Here is a 22,753-nt window from a genome sequence, read left to right on the forward strand (position 1 = left end):
AGAATCCCATGCGCCAACCCGATATCGAGATCTACCTGAAGGACGCCGACGTCGACCACAAGCAGATCACTGCCTGGCTGACCGAGGCCGTTGGTCCGTGCAGCGAATGGAAGCAAAAAGGCCAGACCTTCAAATGCACTGCCGGTGACATTCCTGTTACCTGGCTGCCCAAGGCCGTAGGAAAATGGAACAGTCTTTACCTGGAAAGTGACAACACGCCGTGGGAAGACGACATAGCCTGTGCTCGCGCTGCCTTCGCCGCATTGAACGTCGAAGTACGCTGCGCACCTGGAAGCTGGGTCGAGGAAGAAGGCGAGGACGACGCCGATCGCTGGATCCGCATCAGTGCCGATGGAGAAGAGGAAATCACCTGGCGCACCAGTTGAGGGACTGCAAGCTGCAAGCCTGGCGCGGTCAGCTTGCAGCTTGTGGCTGAAACCTTACAGTCCGACCACATCCTCGGCCTGAAGGCCTTTCTGGCCTTGGGTCAGGCTGTACTCGACCTGCTGCCCTTCGAGCAGCGTGCGATGCCCTTCACCCCGAATCGCACGGTAGTGAACGAAAACGTCCGCCCCGCCTTCACGTTGAATGAAGCCATAGCCCTTGGCGTCATTGAACCACTTCACACTTCCAGTCTCACGAGACGACATCAGTAACACTCCGGATTTTTATGGGTATACGGATTTAATGGTTGATGGGGCACCTTTACCCCACCAACCTGATACCATTATCAGATGGTTGATAGATCGACTCCGTAGTTGAGTTCCTCTGCGAAGTCCGGCAGTCCGTAACCGATGGTTTTCTTGTAGAAAGGAGAGACCTTCGCAGTCGGTGCCTTCTTCTTGTGCTTCGTGGTGTAGAGCATTCGTGCCCGCATCACCTCGAAGGAGTAACCGCGCCCTTCACGGTTCTTGTCCTTGGCCAGTCGGTTGATGGACTCCGTGTAAGCGTTGGTGACGGGCATGTCCGTCTCGAAGTAGGTCATGGTCTCTTCGCGCCAGTTTCCCACTGCCCTGACCAGATCGCTCCAGACTTCCTTTTGGCCCTTCGGGATGGTGGCTATCCACTCGTCCAGGGCGGCTTCTGCCTGGAGCCGTGTGGTGGCGTCCCAGATGCCGTAGAAGCGCTCCTTGTGCTCGTAGGCGGCCAGCAGTTGCGGGAACGCGCCTGTCCAGGTCTCCATGATGAGGCGCTCCCGGTCTGAGACTTCGTGAGCGCGTTTCAGCAGGATTTTCCGGTCTCCCTTGAGAGTCCGGCTCTGGGACGGTTTCAGCTCCTTTCTGAGGCCCTTGCGCACTCTCTCTAGGGCATCGTTGGCCATGCGCACCACATGGAACTTATCGACCACGATACGGGCCTGGGGCAGCACAGCCTTGACCGCTGCCCGGTAGGGGTTCCACATGTCCATGCTGACGATCTCGACCTTCTGCCGGTCTTTCAGCTTCATCAGGTAGTTGGTCACCACGTCCTGGCGGCGGGTGGCCAGCAGGTCGAGCAGGGTTCGCTCCTCAATGTTGGTCAGAATGCAGCGGTAGCGCTTGTTCAGGTATAGCTCGTCAATGCCCAGGATGCGGGGCGTCTCGAAGCGGTGCCAGCGCCCCAGGAACTCGGCGCGGGCGTTGAAGATGTCGCGCACCGTCTTCTCGTCCAGGCCGGTCTGTGCCGCCACAAAGGTGTAGGGGTGGTTGAAGGATTCCTTCTCCACGTACTCATGCAGCCGCAGTGTCATACGGAATCCGTCCACCATCTCCGGTAGCTGGGGCCTGAATGTTGTCTTGCAGGCCCGGCAGGTGTATCGGCGGCGGACCACCCAGAGAGTGACCCGCTTGCCGTGGATGGGCAGATCACGATAGGGAACGTCACGCTTGCCGAACCGCACGAACTCACCCTGCACGCCGCACCCCTCGCAGGCTACTGGTGTAGGTGCTTCAAGCCGAAAATGTATGTCTTCATTCTGCTCATCAGAATCCACCAACTGGTACCCAGGAAGGCTTAACGAATTAATCATCTCCCGCCTTGATCAGAAAAACAGGTAGGTGGCGTAACCGGCAATCATCGCCATAGCAAAAATGACTGCTAAAAACGCCGCTAAAAGCTTCAGCGTGAACAAAGAGCGCAACAGAATGAGCTCAGTCAGGCTGGCTCCGGCACTGCCGATGATCAACGCTAGCACCGTCCCGGCACCCACGCCTTTGGCCATCAGAGCCGCTGCCAGAGGTATGACGGCTTCAGCGCGAATATACAACGGCACGCCGATGACAGCGGCAACTGGAATGGCAAAGGGATTATCTGGGCCTGCATACTGCTCCAATAAGTCAGTGGGCATGAAACCATAGATCACGCTGCCAATCGCAATACCGATGAGCAGGTAAGGCAACACATCGATAAAGTCCGACCAAGCTTCCCGCCACACACCACTGTACTTCCCTTCTTTCTTAACCGTGACAGTGGGTTGACTGTCACAGCATTCGCTAGACGTAGAGACTGTTGTCTTCCTATCAGCCCCGCAAGAAGCCGTCTTCGGAGTGGTGTCGCAGCTGTTGGTGCCGCAACTCGATGCGGTCGATGTAGCACTGCACGGGCTTGCTGATGAACTACATCCACTGCTCTCTTGTGTCGCCGTCCGGCGCACATAACGCTCGAAGCCAAGCGTGTGAAGCAGCCATCCGGCACCTACCGCGACCACCAAAGCGGCGAGCACATAGATAGCAGTAAGTGTCCATCCAAACGTGGCAACCAGCAGGCCGACGACGATAGGATTCAGCAACGGAGATGAGAAAAGAAACACCATCATCGGCCCAAAACCGGCCCGTGCCCGAATCAACCCTTTCAACATGGGGATAGTCGAGCAACTACAGAAGGGCGTTATAGCTCCTAAACCAGCAGCAAGAAAATAGCCTCGCTTCCCACTGGAAGTCAGTAACGCTTCCACCTTGGATGGTGGGATGTGACGTTGAAGAACTCCGACCAGCAAGCTAATGCCAATGAATAAAACCGATAGCTCGATAGCGAGAAAGGCGAACATGCCTAGAGCGTCTTGGAGTTGAGATGACATTCAATATTACTCCTATATTTCTAGTATTGTCGAAATGATGTACGCAGCCTACTTGCGTTTATCCGACCTGTCAACTATAATTCTAGAAACATCGAATTATTGGGGCGTGCTATGGATCACGAAAAGGTTGCAGCCAGCTTAGCTGAGCTAGGGAATAGTCACCGACTGTCCGTGTTCCGCTTTCTGGTCAAAGCTGGCCATGATGGGGCTTCGGTCGGAGATATCCAGAAGGGGCTGGGTATTCCTGCTTCGACGCTATCACATCACCTTGCGCGCATGGCCAAGGTAGGGCTGATCCGGCAGGAGAAACATAGCCGCACGATTGTCTGTATACCCGAGTATGGGCACCTAGAGAATTTGATCGGTTTCTTACAAGAGGAATGTTGTGCAGGTGTCCGGATTGCGCATGAACCAGAACCGCTTTGACGCTTGCCCAGCTCTCGCTGTCCTCCCTAGTCAGCATCGCTATGAAGACTCAGGCGAAGGTGGAAACAGAAAATTGGCAGTAGAGTAGGCTGAAGAGGATCAATCAGATAATCCGCTGAGAAAGATTTTCTTCTTTACATCTTTGGCATTTTATCAACCAGAAATTCCGGATACCCATTTTTATTTTGGACTCGCCTTGTCGACGGGGGTGGGAACCCCTGCCTACGCCGCTTGCCGAATATTCCTGCAAACAGCGGACCGAGTATAAGACAGCGATAAATTATTTTTCATGACCAGGGCGGTTTTTGCTCAACTTGCGCGGATACGTCACACTTGCCCGCCTGTCTGCACGACCGTTCCATTTTCCAGAGCACACTCCACATGATCCATTCCCCCCTGCGCCGCCTGATCTTCGGCGCACTGCGCCGACTGTTGTACCTGTGGGTTCGCTCCGAGACCATCAACCAGTCCGCTTTCACCCTCAACCTGGACCGCAGCCGTCCGGTGTTCTATGCCATCCAGTCGCCGTCGCTGACCGACCTGGCCGTACTGGACAAGGAATGCACCAAAGCAGGGCTGCCGCGCCCGGTATTGCCCGTGGCCGTCGGCAGCCTGATGGAGCCCGCCGCGTTCTTCTACCTGACCCCGGAGCCGGACTGGCTCGGCCGCCAGTACAAGCGCGGTGCCCCGCCGACCCTCGGCCGGCTGGTCAGTGCAGTCAGCCAGCAGCCCGAACAGGACGCGCAGATCATTCCGGTCAGCGTGTTCTGGGGCCAGACCCCGGCCAGCGAATCGAGCCCGTGGAAACTGCTGTTCGCCGATAGCTGGGCCGTCACCGGACGCCTGCGCCGGTTGCTGACCGTGCTGATTCTCGGGCGCAAGACCCGCGTGCAGTTCTCCGCACCGATCCACCTGCGCGAGCTGGTCGATCACAACAAGGGCCACGAACGCACCGTACGCATGGCCCAGCGCCTGCTGCGGGTGCACTTCCGCAACCTGAAGACGGCCGTGATCGGCCCGGACATCTCCCACCGGCGCAACCTGGTCAAGGGCCTGGTCCATGACCCGCTGGTGCGCCAGGCGATCCTCGACGAAGCCGAGCGCGAGAAGATCCCGGTGGCCAGGGCCGAAGCCACGGCGCTGAAGTACGGCAACGAAATCGCCTCGGATTACACCTACACCGCGATCCGCTTCCTCGAGGTGGTGCTGAGCTGGTTCTGGAACAAGATCTACGACGGTATCAAGGTCAACCATATCGAGCAGGTGCAGGGCATCGCCCCGGGTCACGAGGTGATCTACGTGCCGTGCCACCGCAGCCATATCGACTACCTGCTGCTGTCCTACCTGCTGTTCCGCAACGGCCTGACCCCGCCGCACATCGCTGCCGGCATCAACCTGAACATGCCGGTGATCGGCGGCCTGCTGCGCCGCGGCGGTGCCTTCTTCATGCGCCGCACCTTCAAGGGCAACCCGTTGTACACCGCAGTGTTCAACGAGTACCTGCACACCCTGTTCACCAAGGGCTTCCCGGTGGAGTACTTCGTCGAGGGTGGCCGCTCGCGTACAGGACGCATGCTGCAACCCAAGACCGGCATGCTGGCCATCACCCTGCGCAGCTTCCTGCGTTCGTCGCGTACGCCGATCGTCTTCGTCCCGGTATACATCGGTTACGAGCGGGTGCTGGAAGGCCGCACCTACCTTGGCGAACTGCGCGGGGCAAGCAAGAAGAAGGAATCGATCTTCGACATCTTCAAGGTACTTGGCGCGCTCAAGCAGCGGTTCGGCCAGGTCTCGGTGAATTTCGGCGAACCGATCCGCCTCAACCAGTTCCTCGACCAGCAGCAACCCGGTTGGCGCGAACAGCAACTGGCGCCGCAATTCCGTCCGGCCTGGCTGAACGAAACCACCTCGCGCCTGGGCGAGAAAGTGGCCCGTCACCTGAACGAAGCGGCGGCGATCAATCCGGTCAACCTGGTGGCCCTGGCCCTGCTCTCTACCAGCCGCCTGGCCCTGGACGAACGGGCCCTGACCCGGGTGCTCGATCTTTACCTGGCGTTGTTGCGCCAGGTGCCCTATTCGCCCCACACCACCCTGCCGGAAGGCGACGGCCTGGCGCTGATCGGTCATGTCCGCGGCATGGACCTGCTGGCCGAACAGCGCGACGCGCTGGGCCGGATCCTCTACCTGGACGAGCAGAACGCCGTCCTGATGACCTACTACCGCAACAATGTCCTGCACATCTTCGCCCTGCCGGCGCTGCTGGCGAGCTTCTTCCAGATCAGCTCGCGGATGAGCCGCGAACTGATCCTGCAATACGTCCGCGCGCTGTATCCGTATCTGCAATCGGAGCTGTTCATCCGTTGGGAGCTGGATGAACTGGACGACGTGGTCGACCAGTGGCTGGCCGCCTTCATCGACCAAGGTCTGCTGCGCAAGGAGAACGACGTTTACCTGCGTCCGCCACCCAGCTCGCGACAATTCGTCCTGCTGACGCTGCTGGCCCGGGCCATCACCCAGACCCTGCAGCGCTTCTACATGGCCACCGCGCTGCTGCTCAACAGCGGCCAGCACAGCCTCAGTGCCGAGGAGCTGGAGGACCTGTGCGTGGTCATGGCCCAGCGCCTGTCGATCCTGCATGGCCTGAACGCCCCGGAGTTCTTCGACAAGAGCCTGTTCCGCCACTTTATCCAGACCCTGGTCGAGCAGGGCGTGCTGCGCCCGGACGAAGCCGGCAAGTTGGGCTTCCACGACAAGCTCGGCGAACTGGCCGAAGGCGCGGCCAAGCGCGTGCTGTCGGCAGAGGTGCGCCTGTCGATCCGCCAGGTGGCCCTGCACCGCGATGAAGCCAGCAGCGGCGAATAATCCCACGGCATCGCGGGAAGTCGACTACCGAAAAATCCGCTAAAGTCCTGGGTGCCGGCCACAAGCCGGTATCCAGGATCGGAGACCCCATGAAAAAACTCTTTCTGCTGTGCTGCGCCTCGCTGGTCGCGGCCTGCTCCAGCCACGCCCCTGTCGAAAAGGCTTCGCTGCATGGCGAAGTGTTCTACCTGCAACGCATTGCCCTGCCACCGACGGCCACCCTTAATGTAGCCTTGCAGGATATTTCCCTGGCCGACGCCCCGGCGGTCACCCTTGCCAGCCAGAACGGCCCGGTCAAGGGCCAGGTGCCACTGCCCTTCCAACTGTCCTACGACAAGGCCCAGCTCAAGCCCGGCCATCGCTACGCGGTCAGTGCGCGTATCGAGCTGGACGGCAAGCTGCTGTTCATCAACACCGAGCAGCACAGCGTCAAGCTCGACGGCAGTGATCCGCAGCCGCTGCGGATCAAGGTCGATGCGGTCCGCTGATATTCCGTATTCCCCGCTTTCTCCAATAAGGATGTCGTCATGATTCGCCGTAGCCTCACCTTTACCGGCCTGTGCGCCGGCCTGTTGCTGTCCGCCAGCGCCATGGCCCTCTCCTTGAGCGACCTGTCGCAGAAAGACGCCTCCGGGGGCCTTAAGGACGCCCTGAGCCAGGGCGCACAGATCGCCGTCAAGCAGCTTGGCACCCCGGGTGGTTTCAGCAACAACCCGGACGTGCGCATCGAGTTGCCGGGCAACCTCGGCAAGGCAGCGAAAAAGCTCAAGCAGTTCGGCATGGGCGCGCAGGTGGAAGAGCTGGAAACCAGTATGAACAAGGCCGCCGAAGCAGCGGTTCCGCAGGCCCAGGCACTGTTGCTGGATGCAGTGAAGAAGATGACCGTGGACGATGCCAAAGCCATTCTCGGCGGTGGTGACAATGCCGCCACCCAATACCTGAGCAAGACCAGCCGCGAGCAGATCCGCGAGAAATTCCTGCCGATCGTGAAGAACGCGACCGACAAGGTTGGCGTGGCGAAAAAGTACAATCAGTTCGCAGGCCAGGCCGCAGCCTTTGGCGTAGTGGACGCCAAGAGCGCGAACCTGGAAGGTTATGTCACCGAGCAAGCACTCAACGGCCTGTTCGAGATGATCGGCAAGCAGGAAGCCAGTATCCGCGAAAACCCGGCGGCAGCGGCAACCAGCCTGGCGAAGAAGGTCTTCGGGGCCCTGTAACCTGCCCTCGCTTCAAAGGCTGAACACAAAAACCTGTGGGAGCTGGCTTGCCAGCGATGAGGCCAGAACAGACAACATCCTTGCCCTTGAGGGCCCTATCGCTGCGGTGCGGCGATCCGACAAGCCAGCTCCCACAGGGTCCGCGTCGTTTTCACTCCTCTCTCTTGACCCTGAACCACGCCGCATACAACGCCGGCAGGAACAGCAGGGTCAAGGCCGTCGCCACGATCAGCCCGCCCATGATGGCCACCGCCATCGGCCCGAAGAACACGCTGCGCGACAGCGGGATCATCGCCAGCACTGCCGCCAGCGCGGTCAGCACGATGGGCCGGAAACGCCGCACCGTGGCTTCGATGATCGCTTGCCAGCGTCCCAGCCCCGCCGCGATGTCCTGCTCGATCTGGTCCACGAGGATCACCGAGTTGCGCATGATCATCCCCGACAGGGCGATGGTTCCGAGCATCGCCACGAAGCCGAACGGCTGGCGGAACACCATCAGGAACAGCACCACGCCGATCAGCCCCAGCGGCGCGGTGAGGAACACCATGGCGGTCCGCGAGAAGCTGCGCAGTTGCAACATCAGCAGGGTGAGCACCACTACGACGAACAGCGGCACCCCGGCGTTCACCGAGTTCTGCCCGCGGGTCGAATCCTCCACCGTCCCGCCGACCTCCAGCAGGTAACCATCGGGCAGTTCGGCCCGCACCGGCTCCAGTGTCGGCAGGATCTGCTTGACCAGGGTCGCCGGCTGGTCCTTGCCGTAGATATCGGCGCGCACGGTCACGGTCGGCAGGCGGTTGCGGTGCCAGATGATGCCTTCCTCGAAGCCGTATTCCAGGGTCGCCACCTGGGACAATGCGATGCTGCGACCATTGTCGGTGGGCACCGACAGGCTCGACAGATGCTCAAGCTGGGTACGCTCTTCCTGGGTCCCGCGCAGCAGGATCTCGATCAGCTCGTTGTCCTCGCGGTACTGGCTGACACTGCTGCCGGTCAGGGAGCTCTGCAGGAAGCGCGACAGCGCGGCGGTACTGACGCCCAGGGCCCGGGCCCGGTCCTGGTCGATATTCAGGTAGACCACCTTGCTCGGCTCTTCCCAGTCCAGATGGACGTTGGCCACGTGCGGGTTCTCGCGCACCCTGGCCGCCACCTTGCGGGCCAGGGCGCGGACTTCCTCGATATGCTCGCCGGTCACCCGGAACTGCACCGGGTAGCCCACCGGCGGGCCGTTTTCCAGGCGGGTGACCCGCGAGCGCAGATCGGGGAACTGTTCGTTGAGGGTTTCGATCAGCCAGGTGCGCAGGGCCTCGCGGTCCTCGATGGTTTTCGCCAGCACCACGAACTGGGCGAAGCTGGCAGCCGGCAATTGCTGGTCCAGCGGCAGGTAGAAGCGCGGCGAACCGGTGCCGACGTAGGCCACGTAGCTATCGATGCCTTCGCGCTTCTTGAGCATGGCCTCCAGGCGCTTGACCTGTTCGGCGGTATTGCTCAGGGAAGCCCCCTCGGCCAGCTTCAGATCGACCATCAGCTCCAGGCGCCCGGAGGCCGGGAAGAATTGCTGCTCGACGAAACGGAAGCTCATCACGCTGCCGACGAACAAGGCGATGGTCAGCACGATCACCGTCTTGCGCCGGCTCACGCACCAGCTCACTACCCGGCGCACACGCTGGTAGAACGGCGTGCCGTAGGGGTCGGTCTCGCCGTTGGTGGTGCCGTGTTTCTTCGCATGCAGCCTGGCCAGGTCCGGCAGCAGGCGCTCGCCCAGGTAGGGAACGAACACTACCGCCGCGATCCACGACGCGAGCAGGGCGATAGTCACCACCTGGAAGATCGAGCGGGTGTATTCGCCCGTGCCGGACTGCGCCGTCGCGATAGGCAGAAAACCCGCCGCCGTGATCAGAGTGCCGGTGAGCATCGGGAACGCCGTGCTGGTCCAGGCGTAGCTGGCCGCCTTGAGCCGGTCGAAGCCCTGCTCCATCTTGATCGCCATCATCTCCACGGCGATGATCGCGTCGTCCACCAGCAGGCCGAGGGCCAGCACCAGGGCGCCGAGGGATATCTTGTGCAGGCCGATGCCCAGGTAATACATGGTGGCGAAGGTCATCGCCAGCACCAGCGGAATGGCCAGTGCCACCACCAGCCCGGTACGCATGCCAAGGGAGAAGAAGCTCACCAGCAGGACGATCGCCAGTGCTTCCACCAGCACCTGGACGAACTCGCCCACGCCGGTCTTCACCGCCGCCGGCTGATCGGACACCTTGCGCAACTCCATGCCCGCCGGGAGGTTGGTGGAAATCCGGGCGAACTCCACCTCCAGGGCCTTGCCCAGCACGAGGATGTCGCCGCCGGGCTTCATCGAAACCGCCAGGCCGATGGCATCCTCGCCCATGAAGCGCATGCGCGGCGCAGGCGGATCGTTGAAGCCGCGATGGACCTGGGCCACATCGCCGATGCGGAAGGTGCGCTCACCCACGCGGATCGGGAACTGCTCGATCTGCTCGACGCTGTCGAAACGCCCGGTCACCCGCAATTGCAGGCGCTCGCTCGGGGTCTCGAAGAAGCCGGCGGTGCTCACCGCGTTCTGCTCTTCCAGCGCTTGCTGCACCGCAGCCAGCGGCAGGCCAAGGGTGGACAGCTTGGTGTTGGACAGCTCGATCCAGATTTTCTCGTCCTGCAGGCCGAGCAACTCGACCTTGCCCACGTCCTTGACCCGTTGCAGCTGGATCTGCACGCGGTCGGCGTAATCCTTGAGCACGGCGTAGTCGAAGCCCTGCCCGGTCAGCGCGTAGATATTGCCGAAGGTGGTGCCGAACTCGTCGTTGAAGAACGGGCCCTGGATGCCTGGAGGCAAGGTATGGCGGATATCCGCGACCTTCTTGCGGATCTGGTACCAGAGCTCGGGAATATCCGCCGAATGCATGGAATCCCGCGCCATGAAGGTCACCTGGGATTCGCCGGGCCGCGAGAACGACACGATCTTTTCGTACTCGCCGGTTTCCATCAGCTTCTTTTCGATGCGTTCGGTGACCTGGCGCGAGACCTCCTCGGCGCTGGCGCCAGGCCACAGGGTGCGGATGACCATCGCCTTGAACGTGAAGGGTGGGTCCTCGCTCTGTCCGAGCTTGGTATAGGACAGCGCCCCGACGAGGGCGAGAAGAATCATCAGGAACAGTACGATCTGCCGATTGCGCAGGGCCCAGGCGGAAAGGTTGAAACCCATCGGGACTTACTCCTTGGCCGCCAGATTCACCGTACGATTGGACCGGTCCACCGGTCGTATCCGCTCGCCCTCATGCAACACATGGCCGCCGGCAGCCACCACCCAGTCGCTGGCGCTGAGGCCTTCGAGCACCGGAACGCTATCCTGGCCGTAGGCGCCGACCCGCACTGGCACGCGCTGCAAGGTACTGTTGGCATCGACACGCCAGACGTAGGTCTGGCCATTCTCCGCACTCAGCGCCGACAACGGCACCGCCAGCGGAATCTGCTCGGTATGCTGGATGAACACCCGGGCGCTCTGACCCAGCTCGGCGGGAACCTTGCCGGTATTGAAGGCGATGCGCGCGGCGAAGGTGCGCGAACGCGGATCGGCGGCCGGCGACAGCTCGCGGATACGGCCGTCGAAGCGCTGCCCAGGTTGCGACCACAATTCCACGGTCACCGGCTGGCCCACGCTGAAACGGCCGAAGTTCTGCTCCGGCAGGCTGATCAGCACTTCGCGCTCGCCATCGGCGGCGAGGGTGAACGCGGTCTGCCCGGCGGCCACCACCTGGCCGACTTCCACCTGGCGCTTGGACACGACCCCGTCCTGGGACGCGCGCAGCACCGAGTAGCCGGCCTGGTTGCCGGCCACATCGAACTCGGCGCGCATCTGCTTCACCCGGGCTAGGCCGGCGCGATAGAGGTTCTCCGCATTGTCGTACTGCGACTGGCTGACCATCTGCCGCTCCAGCAGCCTCTTGTAGCGATCGCGCTCGGCCTGCACCAGGTTCAGGTTGGCCTCGGCCGCGGCGACTTGGGCGCGGGTCGCTTCCAGTTGCAGGCGCACGTCCTGCGGATCCAGTTCGGCCAGCGGCTGATCCGCCTTGACCCGCTGCCCCTCCTCCACCAGGCGCTTGCTCACCTTGCCGCCGATCCGGAACGCCAGCTCCGGCTCGAAGCGCGCGCGCACCTCGCCGGGATAGCTGTCCACCGCGGCCGAAGCCGGCTGCGGCTGCACCACCATGGCGGGACGGATAACGGTGGGTGCCGCGGCTTCCTGCCCGCAAGCGGACAACAGCGCGGCCAGGAGGGCAGGCAGAGCGAGGGGCAAGGCATGACGCAACATGAGTGATGACCTTTCGCGAGGAGGGGCGCTTCGAATATTTATACTGGCGGGTATATTAAATCAGCGGGTTGCGGCGGGGAAGGTGGATTTTTTGGTCTGGATAGATCAATAAATGCGCATTGTTTTACGCATTACATTGCATATACTCCAACTCATGTGTGTCGCGCTCAGTGCGGCCATCCTCTGCAAACATATTGAGGCAAATGACATGAGTGCACTTCTTGACCGGGCCGAGCAGGCGGTGTCTGCTACCGCGATGGTTCGAAGCTTCAGCGCCAAACTGAAGGAGGTTACCAGCGGGAAGCACTCCCACTTGGTGATTTTCAAGGACAACGAGCCCGCTGCGGTATTGATTGGAGTCAAGTCCTTTCAAGCGCTTCAGGACGAACTCGAAGACCTTCGCGCCGAGCGGCTCGCCATCGATCGCCTGTCCACCCTGGATGAAGAGAAAACGGTGAGCCTCGAGGACATGGAGGCTCGCTTCAAATAGGCAGCGACCCATGAAGTGGCGTGTACGGTTTCACCCTGAAGTCGAGCGGGATCTCAAGCAGTTGGGAAAGGTCGAGGCCCAGAGGGTACTGGTGGTGATCCGCGAGCGCATTGCCGAGGGAGAGCCGGATAAGATCGGCAAACCGCTGCGTGGCGCGCTTACCGGTTACCGACGTATCAGGACCGGGGATGTCAGGGTCGTCTACAGGATCAATGGCACCGAGATCGTGCTGGTCCTCTGCGTGGGGGCCCGCCGCGATGATGAGGTCTATATCAGCGCCACTCGGCGTATCTGATCCCGCCGCGCTCAGGCAGAAGTCCAGACTGCGCTTTGGCAGGCATCCGAGGTCGTAAAGCCAGGTTGCTATGGCAGCTGTGCGTGTGGGCACCTTCGGGTGCGCCAGGCTTTCTATGGCCCCTGGTCTGTCAACCCGCGCACAGTTGCCACCCTCCGTTTGACAGCGGACTTGGCAAATCCCGATCAACGGCCATAGAGATACACCATGAAGAAACTCGTCCCCGACCCACCTCCCGTCCTGTGCATACGCGCCGGCATCTCTCACGAACAATCCATCCAGCTAGCGCAGCAGCACATCGACAGCGCCATGAACATCGCCCACGAAATCGCCGCACATGCCTGCACTGACCAACAGGAGCGGATCAACGCGGCCATCCTGCAGATGCAGATCACCCGTGCCTTGCTGAAGGTCTCGGCGGCAACGCTGGACGTGGTGGTATAACCGCCAATCGCGACGGTTCGACAGCCTCATGGCCGTCGCGATTGCAGCAATTCGACAACCTGACCTGACCCCGCCTCGCCCGCGTTGTACTATTCCTCGCTTCAATCCCTGCAAAAGTGACCCATGTCCCAAGATCCCACCGTATCCAGCGGCCCAGGACGGCCCAAGGATCTGGCCAAGCGCCAGGCCATCCTCGAGGCCGCCAAGGACCTGTTCCTCGCCAATGGTTATGCCAGCACCAGCATGGATGCGGTCGCGACAGCGGCAGGTGTGTCGAAACTCACGGTCTACAGCCACTTCAATGACAAGGAAAACCTGTTCGCCGAGGCCATCATCGCCACCTGCCAGGCGCAGTTGCCGGGGCTGATCTTCGAGCTGCCCGAAGGTGTGCCGCTGGAGCAGGTACTGATGAAGATCGGCCGCGGGTTCCAGGTGCTGATCAACAGCGATCATTCGGTGAAGCTGCATCGCCTGATCATCACTCAGGGACCACAGGATCCGAAGCTTGGGCAGATGTTCTTCGAGGCGGGACCGGCACGGGTGCTGCGCGAAACCGAGGCACTGCTGAGGCTGGCGGACGAACGCGGCATGCTGCGGATTGCCAATCCGGCTTCGGCGGCGGAGCATTTTTTCTGCCTGCTCAAGGGCGGGGCGAATTTCAGGCTGCTGCTCGGGTGTGCCGGGCCGCTGGAGGCTGAAGAGGCCGAGGCGCATGTGCGGGAGGTGGTGGAGCTGTTTCTGCGGGCTTATCGCGTCTAGCCCAGGCACCGCAACCCCCTGTGGGAGCTGGCTTGCCAGCGATGAGGCCGGCACTGACAAAGATGTTGTCAGGTTGGGCCCAATCGCTGGCAAGCCAGCTCCCACAGGGATTTGTGGGGTCTGCCAAATCAAGTCAGATCAGGGTTTGAGCGCCTTTTTCGGATAGATGTCATAGCGACTGGATTTGCCCTCCAGGCTATGGCTCGGCTTCGTGCCCTCGATGATCGGCGCTTTGCGCGGGCGCTTGACCACGACCCGGTGGGTCGCCAGGGCCAGCGCGGCTTCGAGCAGGGCCGGGGCATCAAGGTCGTCCCCCACCAGCGGCCGGAACACGCGCATTTCCTTTTTCACCAAGGCGCTCTTGTCGCGGTGAGGGAACATCGGGTCGAGGTAGATCACCTGTGGCGGCTCGCCTTGCCAGTTGCGCATGCGCTCGATGGAGTTGCCATGCAACAGCTCCATGCGCGCCACGATCGGGCCGACCTCTGCATCCCCGGCAGCCCGCGCCAGACCATCCTCGAGCAGTGCCGCCACCAGCGGCTGGCGCTCGATCAGTTGCATCCGGCAGCCGAGCGTGGCGAGCACGAAGGCGTCCTTGCCAAGCCCGGCCGTGGCGTCCAGCACATGGGGGCGTACGCCCTGGGCGATACCGACCGCCTTGGCGATCATCTGCCCCGCACCGCCGCCATACAGGCGCCGATGGGCCGCGCCGCCCTCAAGAAAGTCGACCCGCACCGGCCCCGGTGCCTGCGGCCCGAGCTGCTGGATCTGCAGGCCGTCCGCGCCCACCTGCACGGCGAACGCCGCCTCGGCATCGTCCAGTGGCAGCCCCAGGCGCGCCGCCCATTGCTCGGCCTGCGCCTGATACCCGGCGTCCAGTGCCTCGACCCGGATCCCGCCTTCGACCTGCTGCTCCACGCTCACCTTCCTGCCCAAAAAAAGTTAAAGATCGGCGCCTGCGGCCGATACACAAAGTACGCGCCATTTTGCCAGAGCTCTTCGACAACCATGTCAGAGATTCTTCAACTTCCCTCAGGCTACCTGTCACCCGTCGGTGACTACAGCCGCCACAACACCCAGGCCCTGGGCGGCGTCAGCCACCTGTGGTCGGACTTCTTCGCCCGTGCCCTGGCTGCGCAGCAGGAAGAAGGCGTGGTGCGCGAGGCGCTGCCGGTCGAAGAAGTGGACGTGCAGACCGGCGAACCGATCAGCGGCAGCCAGACCCTGGCGCAGATCCACAGCCAGCGCCTGTGCGAGGTCACCGATACCGAGATCGCCCCGCCGGAGCCCCTGTTCCTGCCGATTGCCGAATTCGAGCTGGACCTGCTGGACAAACCCGCCCCGCCCTTCAGCGCTGCCGAACTGATCGAGCAGCAGCGCCAACTCGACATCAGCAACAACTGGGTGCGCCCGGTGGTCATGAGCCAGGGCCATCCGCTTCCCGAGCCGGGCCCGGCACCGGCGCCTTATCCACTGCACCTGCCGATCGCCGAACTGGAGCGCAAGCTGCTGGACCCGGCGCCGGAGCCTTTCGACGAGGCCACCCTGGCCAAGCAGCAGCACGACCTGGAGTTCGATATTCACTGGGCTCGCCCCGTCGTGCTGAACAACGTGCGCATCGCCGCCTAACGGCAGACCCGCCAACGCCCCATATCCAGATGAAAGTGGTTGTGATGGGCGCTGTTGTAGTCCGGCCCGAGTACCGTGTTGAAACTCTCGCAGGCAGCATCCCGCGCTTCGCGCAGAAAGCGGGCCTTGGGCCCGTCGCCGCTCCAGTCCTTTTGCAGCTCAATGCGCCGGCCGTCCTTCAGGCGAAACCCGGAAATATCCAGGGCATTGGCCGTAGCGTGCTGGCTGAGCCGGCCTTCGGCACGGTTGTAGACGTTGCGACAGGCATAGCTGCCCAGATGATCGACCTGGGTCACCGGCTGCCCGAAAACCCGTTGCGCCGCCGGTTGCAGGCCATGCCGCTCGAACAGGGCGAAGGCTACGGCTACCGGGCAGGTAGCAAGAAAGCTGCTGCTCAGTTTCACTTCTGCGCCCTGGACGCGGACCACGTTGGTCAGGGGGCAATTGCCGCCAGTGGTATTCGCCTGCGGGCTGTAACGCAGGCCGGACGTGGCCAGCACCTCGGCGCACAACTGCGGATCGTCGCGCAGGCGGCCCAGTTTCCATGAGGTCAGGAGGTTGGGCGGCTCGCGCACATCCAGCGGCGCCCAGGGGTTCCATTGTCCGGGCAGGCGCCAACCCTGTCGCCAGCCGAACAGCGCCACGCCGGCCAGCACCACCAACAGCACCAGTGCGCCATGGCGCATGATCACCTCAGCGCCGGAACAGGTCGTTGAGCTGGGCGAAGGTCATGGCCTTGTCGCCATGGTCGAAGCGCCCTTCCCCGCGAATCCGCGTCGCCGCTTCGAAGAATGCACCGTAGGCGACCCGGGCCAGGGACGAACCCACGCTGATGCGCTTCACGCCCAGCGCCTTGAGGTCCTCCAAACCCAGGTCCACGCCTGCCAGCCCCATCAACACGTTGACCGGTTTCGGTGCCACCGCCTTGACCACCCGCTGGATGTCCTCGGCAGTGCGCAATCCCGGCGCATAGAGCACATCGGCCCCAGCCTCGGCGAAGGCCTGCAGGCGGGCGATGGTGTCGTCGAGATCATTGCGCCCGTGCAGCAGGTTTTCCGCACGGGCGCAGAGCATGAAGGGAAAGTCCAGGCTGCGGGCGGCCGCAACCGCGGCCTCGACCCGCTCCACGGCGCGATGGAAGTTGTAGATGGGCTCATCCTCGCGACCGGTGGCGTCCTCGATGGAGCCGCCTACCAGGCCCATCTTCGCTGCCTGCAGGATGGTGTCGGCGCACCCGCCCGGCTCATCGCTGTAGCCGTTCTCCAGGTCTGCCGCCACCGGCAGGGCCGTGGCATCGACGATGGACTGGGCATTGGCCAGGGTCTCGTCGCGACTCACCGCACCTTCGGCATCCGGCCGCCCAAGGGCGAAAGCCAGGCCGGCACTGCTGGTAGCAAGGGCCTCGAAGCCGAGGCTGGCAAGCAGCTTGGCCGAACCGGCATCCCACGGATTGGGAATGACGAAGGTTCCGGGGCGTTCGTGCAGCGCCTTGAAGGCTTCGGCACGCAGGGTTTGCACATCCATGGTGGAACTCCCAGGCAGACGACGGGAAATCACAACAGTCCGAGTTGTTCGACCTGCGGCCCCCGATCGGGTTCATGCAACGGCGCAAGCCCCGGCAGGCGTTCCATCAAGCCTTGATGGAAACGCCGGGCCAGGGCTGCGGCCAGGCGGTTGTCAGCGGTATGCAGGAAAACGTAGGGGCTGCGCCCTTCCTCGATCCAGGCGGCGACCTTGTCCAGCCACGGCACCAGGAACGGCTCGTTCGCCGCCAGTTCCGGATGGCCGATGAAACGCACCTGCGGTTGCTGGCTGAAGGCAGCGGGGCGCGGCGGCACCCGTGGCTTTTTCGATTGGGCGTGGAGCACGCTCGGGTCGCGGGAGGTGCAACTGAACAATGCCCGCGGGTCGAGACAGATGCGCTCGATGCCACGCTCGTTGAGCAGCCGGTTCAGCAGGCGCTCGTCCTCGCCCTTGGCGAAGAAGGCATCGTTGCGCACCTCGACGGCCACCGGCACGGCAAGCTCGTCGATGAACTGCATCAGTTCGCCGAGGCGCGCCGGCCCGAAGCTCGCCGGCAACTGCAACCAGTACGGCGATACCCGTGTGCCCAAGGGTGCGAGCAACTGCACAAAGGTGCGCGCTGCCTCCAGTTGCGCATGCAAGTCGCCGCTGTGGCTGATATCACCGGGAAACTTGGCAGTGAAGCGAAAGTGCGCGGGCATGACCTTGGCCCAGCGCTCGATGGTGGCCGGCGCAGGCCGGGCATAAAAGGTGGTATTGCCCTCGACGGCATTGAACACCTGGCAGTAGAGGCCAAGAAAATCGCTGCTTTTCGCGTCGCTGGGGTACAGATAGTCACGCCAGGCGTTTTCACTCCAGGACGGACAACCGAGGAAATAAGGTAAGGATGCTGAGCTCATTGGCTCAAATGTACAGATCCAGCCCCAGCACTTCCATCTCCCAATCGACGAACCCGGCAGTGGTCAGGTAGCTGGCCAGGGCGCCGGCGGTGCGCCGGTCGCGGGCGCGGGGGAAGATCATGTCCTGCGGACGGGCCGGCAGGTTGGGGAGGGCCCGCTGCGAATTGCCAGGGTTATCGGCGGCTTGCGCCTCGACTTCGAACTCGCCGGCGATGTCTTCCTGCGATTCCTCCACCCGCACCGGCCCTTTGCGCTGAGGGCGCTTGAGCGGGTAACTCGATGAAGAAAAGCCGTCGATACGCATGGCAATGAACTCGGGGTCGATGATGGCAATTTAGCGGCACCTGACACCTTGCGCAAATGCCCTACTGATAACTGGACCACATATACACAAATTGGTTTACCGCCTTTGGCGATAACCGACCGGAGGTCGTCAGGCTTTCTTGGGCGTGGCGACCTTGTCACGCAGGTACACCGGCTGGGCCTGCTCGGCCGGGACGCTCTCGCCGCGCGCCCAGGCGAATCCGGCCAGGGTCAGCAGGTCGAGCGCGTGGGGCAGCATGGCCTGGTCCTGCGCGGCGACCTTGACCGCCAGGCGTTCGGCATAGCCCCAGCCGGTACCGGCACCGAACCAGGAATCCCCGTTACCGTCGGGAAGCGCCACCTGCCCGGGCGGCAGCACGGCCTCGCTCCCCTGCAATTGCATTTCGCCCTTCACTTCTTGATAGCAGCCCCAGTAGACCTCGTCCATGCGCGCATCGATGGCCGCCGCGACCCGGGTGGCGCCGTGTTCGCGCAAGGCGCGCTGGGCCAGCACCGCCAGGTTGGACACCGGCAGCACCGGGCGCTCCAGGGCGAAGGCCAGGCCCTGGACCACGCCGATGGCGATACGCACCCCGGTGAAGGCTCCCGGGCCGCGGCCGAAGGCGATCGCATCCACCGCCGAAAGCGCCACACCGGCATCGGCCAGCAGGGCCTGGATCATCGGCAACAGCTTTTGCGCGTGCAGGCGCGGAATCACCTCGTAATGGCTCGTGATCTTGCCCTCGTGCAGCAGGGCGACGGAGCAGGCTTCAGTGGCGGTATCCAGGGCCAGCAAGGTGGTCATCGGGGTGTTCCAGGCGAGAAAAAAAGAGCGGCAGTATAAACGACAACGGCCCGCAAGCGGGCCGTTGGCGATACAACGAAAGGGATCAGCTCAGGGCTGCCAGGACCTTGGCGGTGATCGCCTCGACCGAACCGACGCCAGGAATGTGGCTGACCTTCGGTTTGCCATTGGCGGCTTCGAGCTTCTGGTAGAAGTCCACCAGCGGCTTGGTCTGCTCGTGGTAGACCTTGAGGCGGCCACGCACGGTTTCTTCGTTGTCGTCCGGGCGCTGGATCAGGTCCTCGCCGGTGACGTCGTCCTTGCCTTCCACCTTCGGCGGGTTGTACACGACGTGGTAGACACGACCGGAGTCCAGGTGAACGCGGCGGCCGGCGATGCGCTGGACGATTTCTTCATCATCGACAGCGATCTCGACTACCGCATCCAGGGACACGCCAGCGGCAACCATGGCTTCGGCTTGAGGGATGGTGCGCGGGAAACCGTCGAACAGAAAACCGTTGGCGCAGTCAGGCTGGGCGATACGGTCCTTGACCAGGTTGATGATCAGGTCGTCGGAAACCAGCTTGCCGGCATCCATCACGGCCTTGGCTTCCAGGCCCAGCGGAGTGCCGGCCTTGACCGCGGCACGCAACATGTCGCCGGTGGAGATCTGCGGAATACCGAATTTTTCGGTGATGAACTTTGCCTGAGTACCTTTACCGGCCCCGGGAGCTCCCAGCAGAATTACGCGCATCTTGTGCTCCTCATTTTTTATAAGCAAATCAATGGATTCGCGAGCGTTGGCGAATCGCAGGAAATCGGGCGATGACCATAAATCGGTCAAAAGGCTGCCCAAGATACACAGCGCATGGGGACCATACAAGCGGTCGAAAGTCGGAAAAACCTGCGACAGGACGCCACGGTGTATACAGGTTGCGCCCGGCGCAACCTGCCCTTTATACGGTCATTTCCTACGCACCTGGGAACACATTCCGACGCCTGACAGCCATCCAGCCGACACTCAACCCGTGTTGCGCAACCCTGCAGCGATGCCTGCCACCGTCACCAGCAAGGCCTGCTCCAACGGGCTGTCCAGAGCGGCTTCGCGCTCTCGCGAGCGGGCCAGCAGCTCGGCCTGGAGCAAGTGCAACGGATCCAGGTAGGTATTGCGCAGGCGGATGAACTCCAGGGTCTCCGGGCTGTGCGCCAGTAGCACCGGCTGCCCGGTCAGGCCCAGCACCACCTGGCATGCCTGCGACAATAGGTCGCGCAAATGCTCACCCAAAGGTCGCAGGTGCGGTTGCACCAGACGTTCGTCGTAGGACGCGGCGATTTCCGCGTCGGCCTTGGCCAGGACCATCTCCAGCATGTCGATGCGGGTGCGGAAGAACGGCCACTGCTCGCGCATCTGCGCCAGCAGCGGCCCCTGGCCACGGGCCAGGGCGTTGTTCAGCGCGGCTTCCCAGCCGAGCCAGGCTGGCAGCATCAGGCGGGTCTGGGTCCAGCCGAAGATCCACGGGATGGCCCGCAGGCTCTCGATGCCACCGGCGCGGCGCTTGGCCGGGCGGCTGCCCAAGGGCAGGCGGCCAAGCTCCTGTTCCGGCGTGGACTGGCGGAAATACTCGACGAAATCAGGGTTTTCCCGCACCACGCCGCGGTAGGTCTTCACCCCGTCGGCGGCCAACTGGTCCATCACCTCGCGCCAGGCCGGCTGAGGGGCGGCGGCGGCAGCAAGGTGGCTTCCAGCACGGCGGCCAGGTACAGATTGAGGTTCTGCTCGGCGATATCGGCCAGCCCGAACTTGAACCGGATCATCTCGCCCTGCTCGGTGGCGCGGAAACGCCCGGCCACCGACCCCGGCGGCTGCGACAGGATCGCCGCGTGGGCCGGCGCGCCGCCGCGCCCGACGGTGCCGCCGCGGCCATGGAACAGCAGCAGCTCGACTTCCTGCTCCCGGCAGATCTGCACCAGGGTCTCCTGGGCGCGGTACTGCGCCCAGGCTGCAGCGGTGGTGCCGGCGTCCTTGGCCGAGTCAGAATAGCCGATCATCACTTCCTGCGGGCCGTGCAGCCCTGCGCGATAGCCCGGCAGGGACAACAGGCGCTGCATCACCGGCCCGGCATTATCCAGGTCGGCCAGGGTCTCGAACAGCGGCACCACGCGCATCGGCCGTTGCAGGCCGGCCTCCTTGAGCAGCAGTTGCACCGCCAGCACGTCGGACGCCGCTCCGGCCATGGAGATGACATAGGACCCGAGGGACGCGGCGGGTGCCGCAGCGATCTCGCGGCAGGTGTCAAGCACTTCGGCGGTGTCGGCCTGGGGCTGGTAATGCGCCGGCAAGAGCGGGCGGCGGCTGGCCAGCTCGCGCTGGAGGAAGTCGATCCGCGCTTCCTCGTTCCACTCGGCATAGCTGCCCAGGCCAAGGTATTCGGTGATTTCGCTGAGGGCAGCGGCGTGGCGGGTGGAGTCCTGGCGCACATCGAGGCGCACCAGGAACAGGCCGAACGTCACGGCGCGGCGCAGGCAGTCCAGCAGCGGACCGTCGGCGATCACCCCCATGCCACATTCATGCAGGGACTCGAAGCACAGGTGCAAGGGCTCGAAGAGTTCGCGGTTGTCCTGCAACACCAGCGGGCCCGGTGGCTGTGCCGTAGTCAGGGCCGACTGGGCCCAGGCTCGGGTTTCCCGCAGCCGCTCGCGCAGCGGCTTGAGCAGCGCACGATAGGGCTCGGCGCAATCACCGACCCTGGCGCGCAAGGCCGGGCTGGCCTGCTGCATGGACAGCTCGGCGGCGAGGGAATGCACGTCGCGCAGGAACAGGTCGGCAGCCATCCAGCGCGCCAGCAACAGTACTTCGCGGGTGACGGCTGCGGTGACATTGGGGTTGCCGTCACGGTCACCGCCCATCCACGAGGCGAAGCGGATCGGCGCAGCCTCCAGCGGCAGGTGCAGGCCGGTGGCGGCGTGCAGGGCCTTGTCGGCCTTGCGCATGTGGTTGGGAATGGCGTGCCAGAGTGAGTGCTCGATCACCGCGAAGCCCCACTTGGCCTCGTCCACCGGAGTCGGTCGGGTGCGGCGGATTTCCTCGGTGTGCCAGGCCTCGGCGATCAGCCGTTGCAGGCGCTCGCGGACCTGCTCGCGTTCGGCGGGGGTCAGGTCGCGGTGATCCTGGACGGCAAGCTGCGCGGCGATGGCGTCGTACTTCTGGATCAGCGTGCGCCGCGCCACCTCGGTGGGGTGGGCGGTCAGCACCAGTTCGATGTTCAGCTTGCCGAGCTGGCGGGCCAAGGCGTCGTCGCTATGGCCGGCGGCCTTGAGGCGGGCCAGCAGCTCGGGCAGCACCCGGGCCTCGAACGGCTCCGGCTGGTCGGCGTCGCGACGGCGGATCAACTGGTACTGCTCGGCGATATTGGCCAGGTTGAGGAACTGGTTGAAGGCCCGGGCCACCGGCAGCAGCTCATCGTCGGCGAGGTCGGCGAGGGTCGAACTGAGCTGTTCTTCGCCGCCGCTACGGTCGGCCTTGGCGCTGTGGCGGATCGCCTCGATCTTCTGCAGGAACGTCTCGCCATGTTGCTCGCGTACCGTATGGCCCAGCAGCTCGCCCAACAGATGAACATCTTCCCGCAAACGCACATCGATATCGGTCATCAACCTTCTCCACCCTGGAAATACTGCGTCGTTGCAGAGTGCCCCACTACCGGTCGTGCTTTCAAGGCACGGGCGCGGGCGAACTGGCTAC

The 22,753-nt window shown here is 63.2% G+C and carries 22 protein-coding genes and 1 pseudogene; 10 read left to right on the top strand and 13 right to left on the bottom strand.

The genetic code is table 11. The features are described 5' to 3' along the window. The first annotated feature begins 8 nt into the window (after nt 1-8). Nucleotides 9-386: a hypothetical protein gene (locus CSV86_RS19155; protein WP_009395289.1), complete on the top strand. Its 378-nt coding sequence runs from the start codon at nt 9-11 to the stop codon at nt 384-386. Between the two features lie 54 nt (nt 387-440). On the opposite strand, the gene CSV86_RS19160 is transcribed toward CSV86_RS19155, so the two are convergent. From CSV86_RS19160 to CSV86_RS19170, 3 genes are all read right to left on the bottom strand, one after another. Next, nucleotides 441-650: a cold-shock protein gene (locus tag CSV86_RS19160; RefSeq protein WP_009395290.1), complete on the bottom strand. Its 210-nt coding sequence runs from the start codon at nt 648-650 to the stop codon at nt 441-443. Between the two features lie 80 nt (nt 651-730). Continuing rightward, nucleotides 731-2,008 (bottom strand): ISL3 family transposase, encoded by a 1,278-nt coding sequence (locus CSV86_RS19165; protein ID WP_000610830.1) that lies wholly within the window; start codon nt 2,006-2,008, stop codon nt 731-733. A gap of 12 nt (nt 2,009-2,020) precedes the next feature. Beyond that, on the bottom strand, nt 2,021-3,025 hold the full coding sequence (locus CSV86_RS19170; protein ID WP_040363373.1) for a permease: 1,005 nt from the start codon (nt 3,023-3,025) through the stop codon (nt 2,021-2,023). 141 nt (nt 3,026-3,166) lie between these two features. Between CSV86_RS19170 and CSV86_RS19175 the strand changes: the two genes are divergently transcribed. The 4 genes from CSV86_RS19175 (at nt 3,167) to CSV86_RS19190 (ending at nt 7,560) form a co-directional block, all read left to right on the top strand. Continuing rightward, on the top strand, nt 3,167-3,481 hold the full coding sequence (locus tag CSV86_RS19175) for an ArsR/SmtB family transcription factor (RefSeq protein ID WP_000349485.1): 315 nt from the start codon (nt 3,167-3,169) through the stop codon (nt 3,479-3,481). Between the two features lie 381 nt (nt 3,482-3,862). Beyond that, the gene (gene plsB / locus CSV86_RS19180; RefSeq protein ID WP_009403240.1) at nt 3,863-6,343 is read left to right on the top strand and encodes a glycerol-3-phosphate 1-O-acyltransferase PlsB; all 2,481 of its coding nucleotides are present in this window, start codon (nt 3,863-3,865) and stop codon (nt 6,341-6,343) included. Nucleotides 6,344-6,432: 89 nt separating this feature from the next. Continuing rightward, complete coding sequence (locus CSV86_RS19185; RefSeq protein ID WP_009403244.1) at nt 6,433-6,831, top strand: YbaY family lipoprotein; 399 nt, start codon at nt 6,433-6,435, stop codon at nt 6,829-6,831. 39 nt (nt 6,832-6,870) lie between these two features. Then, entirely contained in the window at nt 6,871-7,560 is a 690-nt protein-coding gene (locus CSV86_RS19190) for a DUF4197 domain-containing protein (protein WP_009403246.1), read from the top strand. A gap of 151 nt (nt 7,561-7,711) precedes the next feature. On the opposite strand, the gene CSV86_RS19195 is transcribed toward CSV86_RS19190, so the two are convergent. Together CSV86_RS19195 and CSV86_RS19200 are read right to left on the bottom strand one after the other, a co-directional pair. After that, nucleotides 7,712-10,780: an efflux RND transporter permease subunit gene (locus CSV86_RS19195; protein WP_009403248.1), complete on the bottom strand. Its 3,069-nt coding sequence runs from the start codon at nt 10,778-10,780 to the stop codon at nt 7,712-7,714. 6 nt (nt 10,781-10,786) lie between these two features. Beyond that, nucleotides 10,787-11,887 carry an efflux RND transporter periplasmic adaptor subunit gene (locus CSV86_RS19200; protein ID WP_009403249.1) on the bottom strand — a complete coding sequence of 367 codons (1,101 nt, stop codon included), beginning with the start codon at nt 11,885-11,887 and terminating at the stop codon, nt 10,787-10,789. Nucleotides 11,888-11,999: 112 nt separating this feature from the next. Here CSV86_RS19200 and CSV86_RS33480 point away from each other — a divergent pair, with 112 nt between their 5' ends. The 4 genes from CSV86_RS33480 to CSV86_RS19220 all read left to right on the top strand — a co-directional run bounded on the left by CSV86_RS33480 (nt 12,000) and on the right by CSV86_RS19220 (nt 13,875). After that, entirely contained in the window at nt 12,000-12,377 is a 378-nt protein-coding gene (locus CSV86_RS33480) for a type II toxin-antitoxin system Phd/YefM family antitoxin (RefSeq protein WP_009403250.1), read from the top strand. A 10-nt stretch (nt 12,378-12,387) separates the two neighbouring features. Beyond that, nucleotides 12,388-12,672 carry a type II toxin-antitoxin system RelE family toxin gene (locus tag CSV86_RS19210; RefSeq protein ID WP_009403252.1) on the top strand — a complete coding sequence of 95 codons (285 nt, stop codon included), beginning with the start codon at nt 12,388-12,390 and terminating at the stop codon, nt 12,670-12,672. 207 nt (nt 12,673-12,879) lie between these two features. Beyond that, nucleotides 12,880-13,116 (top strand): hypothetical protein, encoded by a 237-nt coding sequence (locus CSV86_RS19215; RefSeq protein ID WP_009403253.1) that lies wholly within the window; start codon nt 12,880-12,882, stop codon nt 13,114-13,116. 123 nt (nt 13,117-13,239) lie between these two features. Next, nucleotides 13,240-13,875 carry a TetR/AcrR family transcriptional regulator gene (locus CSV86_RS19220; protein WP_009403255.1) on the top strand — a complete coding sequence of 212 codons (636 nt, stop codon included), beginning with the start codon at nt 13,240-13,242 and terminating at the stop codon, nt 13,873-13,875. Between the two features lie 138 nt (nt 13,876-14,013). On the opposite strand, the gene CSV86_RS19225 is transcribed toward CSV86_RS19220, so the two are convergent. After that, complete coding sequence (locus CSV86_RS19225; protein WP_009403257.1) at nt 14,014-14,793, bottom strand: class I SAM-dependent methyltransferase; 780 nt, start codon at nt 14,791-14,793, stop codon at nt 14,014-14,016. A gap of 90 nt (nt 14,794-14,883) precedes the next feature. On the opposite strand from CSV86_RS19225, the gene CSV86_RS19230 reads away from it, so the two are divergent. Then, entirely contained in the window at nt 14,884-15,504 is a 621-nt protein-coding gene (locus tag CSV86_RS19230) for a hypothetical protein (RefSeq protein ID WP_009403258.1), read from the top strand. On the opposite strand, the gene CSV86_RS19235 is transcribed toward CSV86_RS19230, so the two are convergent. The 7 genes and pseudogenes from CSV86_RS19235 to ppc all read right to left on the bottom strand — a co-directional run bounded on the left by CSV86_RS19235 (nt 15,501) and on the right by ppc (nt 22,662). Continuing rightward, complete coding sequence (locus tag CSV86_RS19235; RefSeq protein ID WP_009403259.1) at nt 15,501-16,190, bottom strand: extensin-like domain-containing protein; 690 nt, start codon at nt 16,188-16,190, stop codon at nt 15,501-15,503. The genes CSV86_RS19230 and CSV86_RS19235 overlap by 4 nt on opposite strands. 7 nt (nt 16,191-16,197) lie before the next feature. Next, the gene (locus tag CSV86_RS19240) at nt 16,198-17,028 is read right to left on the bottom strand and encodes an isocitrate lyase/PEP mutase family protein (RefSeq protein ID WP_009403260.1); all 831 of its coding nucleotides are present in this window, start codon (nt 17,026-17,028) and stop codon (nt 16,198-16,200) included. A gap of 29 nt (nt 17,029-17,057) precedes the next feature. Next, complete coding sequence (locus CSV86_RS19245) at nt 17,058-17,927, bottom strand: DUF72 domain-containing protein (protein ID WP_009403262.1); 870 nt, start codon at nt 17,925-17,927, stop codon at nt 17,058-17,060. A 4-nt stretch (nt 17,928-17,931) separates the two neighbouring features. Then, complete coding sequence (locus CSV86_RS19250) at nt 17,932-18,231, bottom strand: hypothetical protein (RefSeq protein WP_009403264.1); 300 nt, start codon at nt 18,229-18,231, stop codon at nt 17,932-17,934. A gap of 129 nt (nt 18,232-18,360) precedes the next feature. Further along, entirely contained in the window at nt 18,361-19,035 is a 675-nt protein-coding gene (tsaB, locus tag CSV86_RS19255) for a tRNA (adenosine(37)-N6)-threonylcarbamoyltransferase complex dimerization subunit type 1 TsaB (RefSeq protein WP_009403267.1), read from the bottom strand. Between the two features lie 85 nt (nt 19,036-19,120). Further along, on the bottom strand, nt 19,121-19,768 hold the full coding sequence (gene adk, locus CSV86_RS19260) for an adenylate kinase (protein ID WP_009403268.1): 648 nt from the start codon (nt 19,766-19,768) through the stop codon (nt 19,121-19,123). Between the two features lie 267 nt (nt 19,769-20,035). Continuing rightward, nucleotides 20,036-22,662, bottom strand: a pseudogene (gene ppc, locus CSV86_RS19265) (phosphoenolpyruvate carboxylase). Between the last annotated feature and the right edge of the window lie 91 nt (nt 22,663-22,753).

The organism is Pseudomonas bharatica CSV86 (genome assembly GCF_000319305.2).
Taxonomy (GTDB): domain Bacteria; phylum Pseudomonadota; class Gammaproteobacteria; order Pseudomonadales; family Pseudomonadaceae; genus Aquipseudomonas; species Aquipseudomonas bharatica.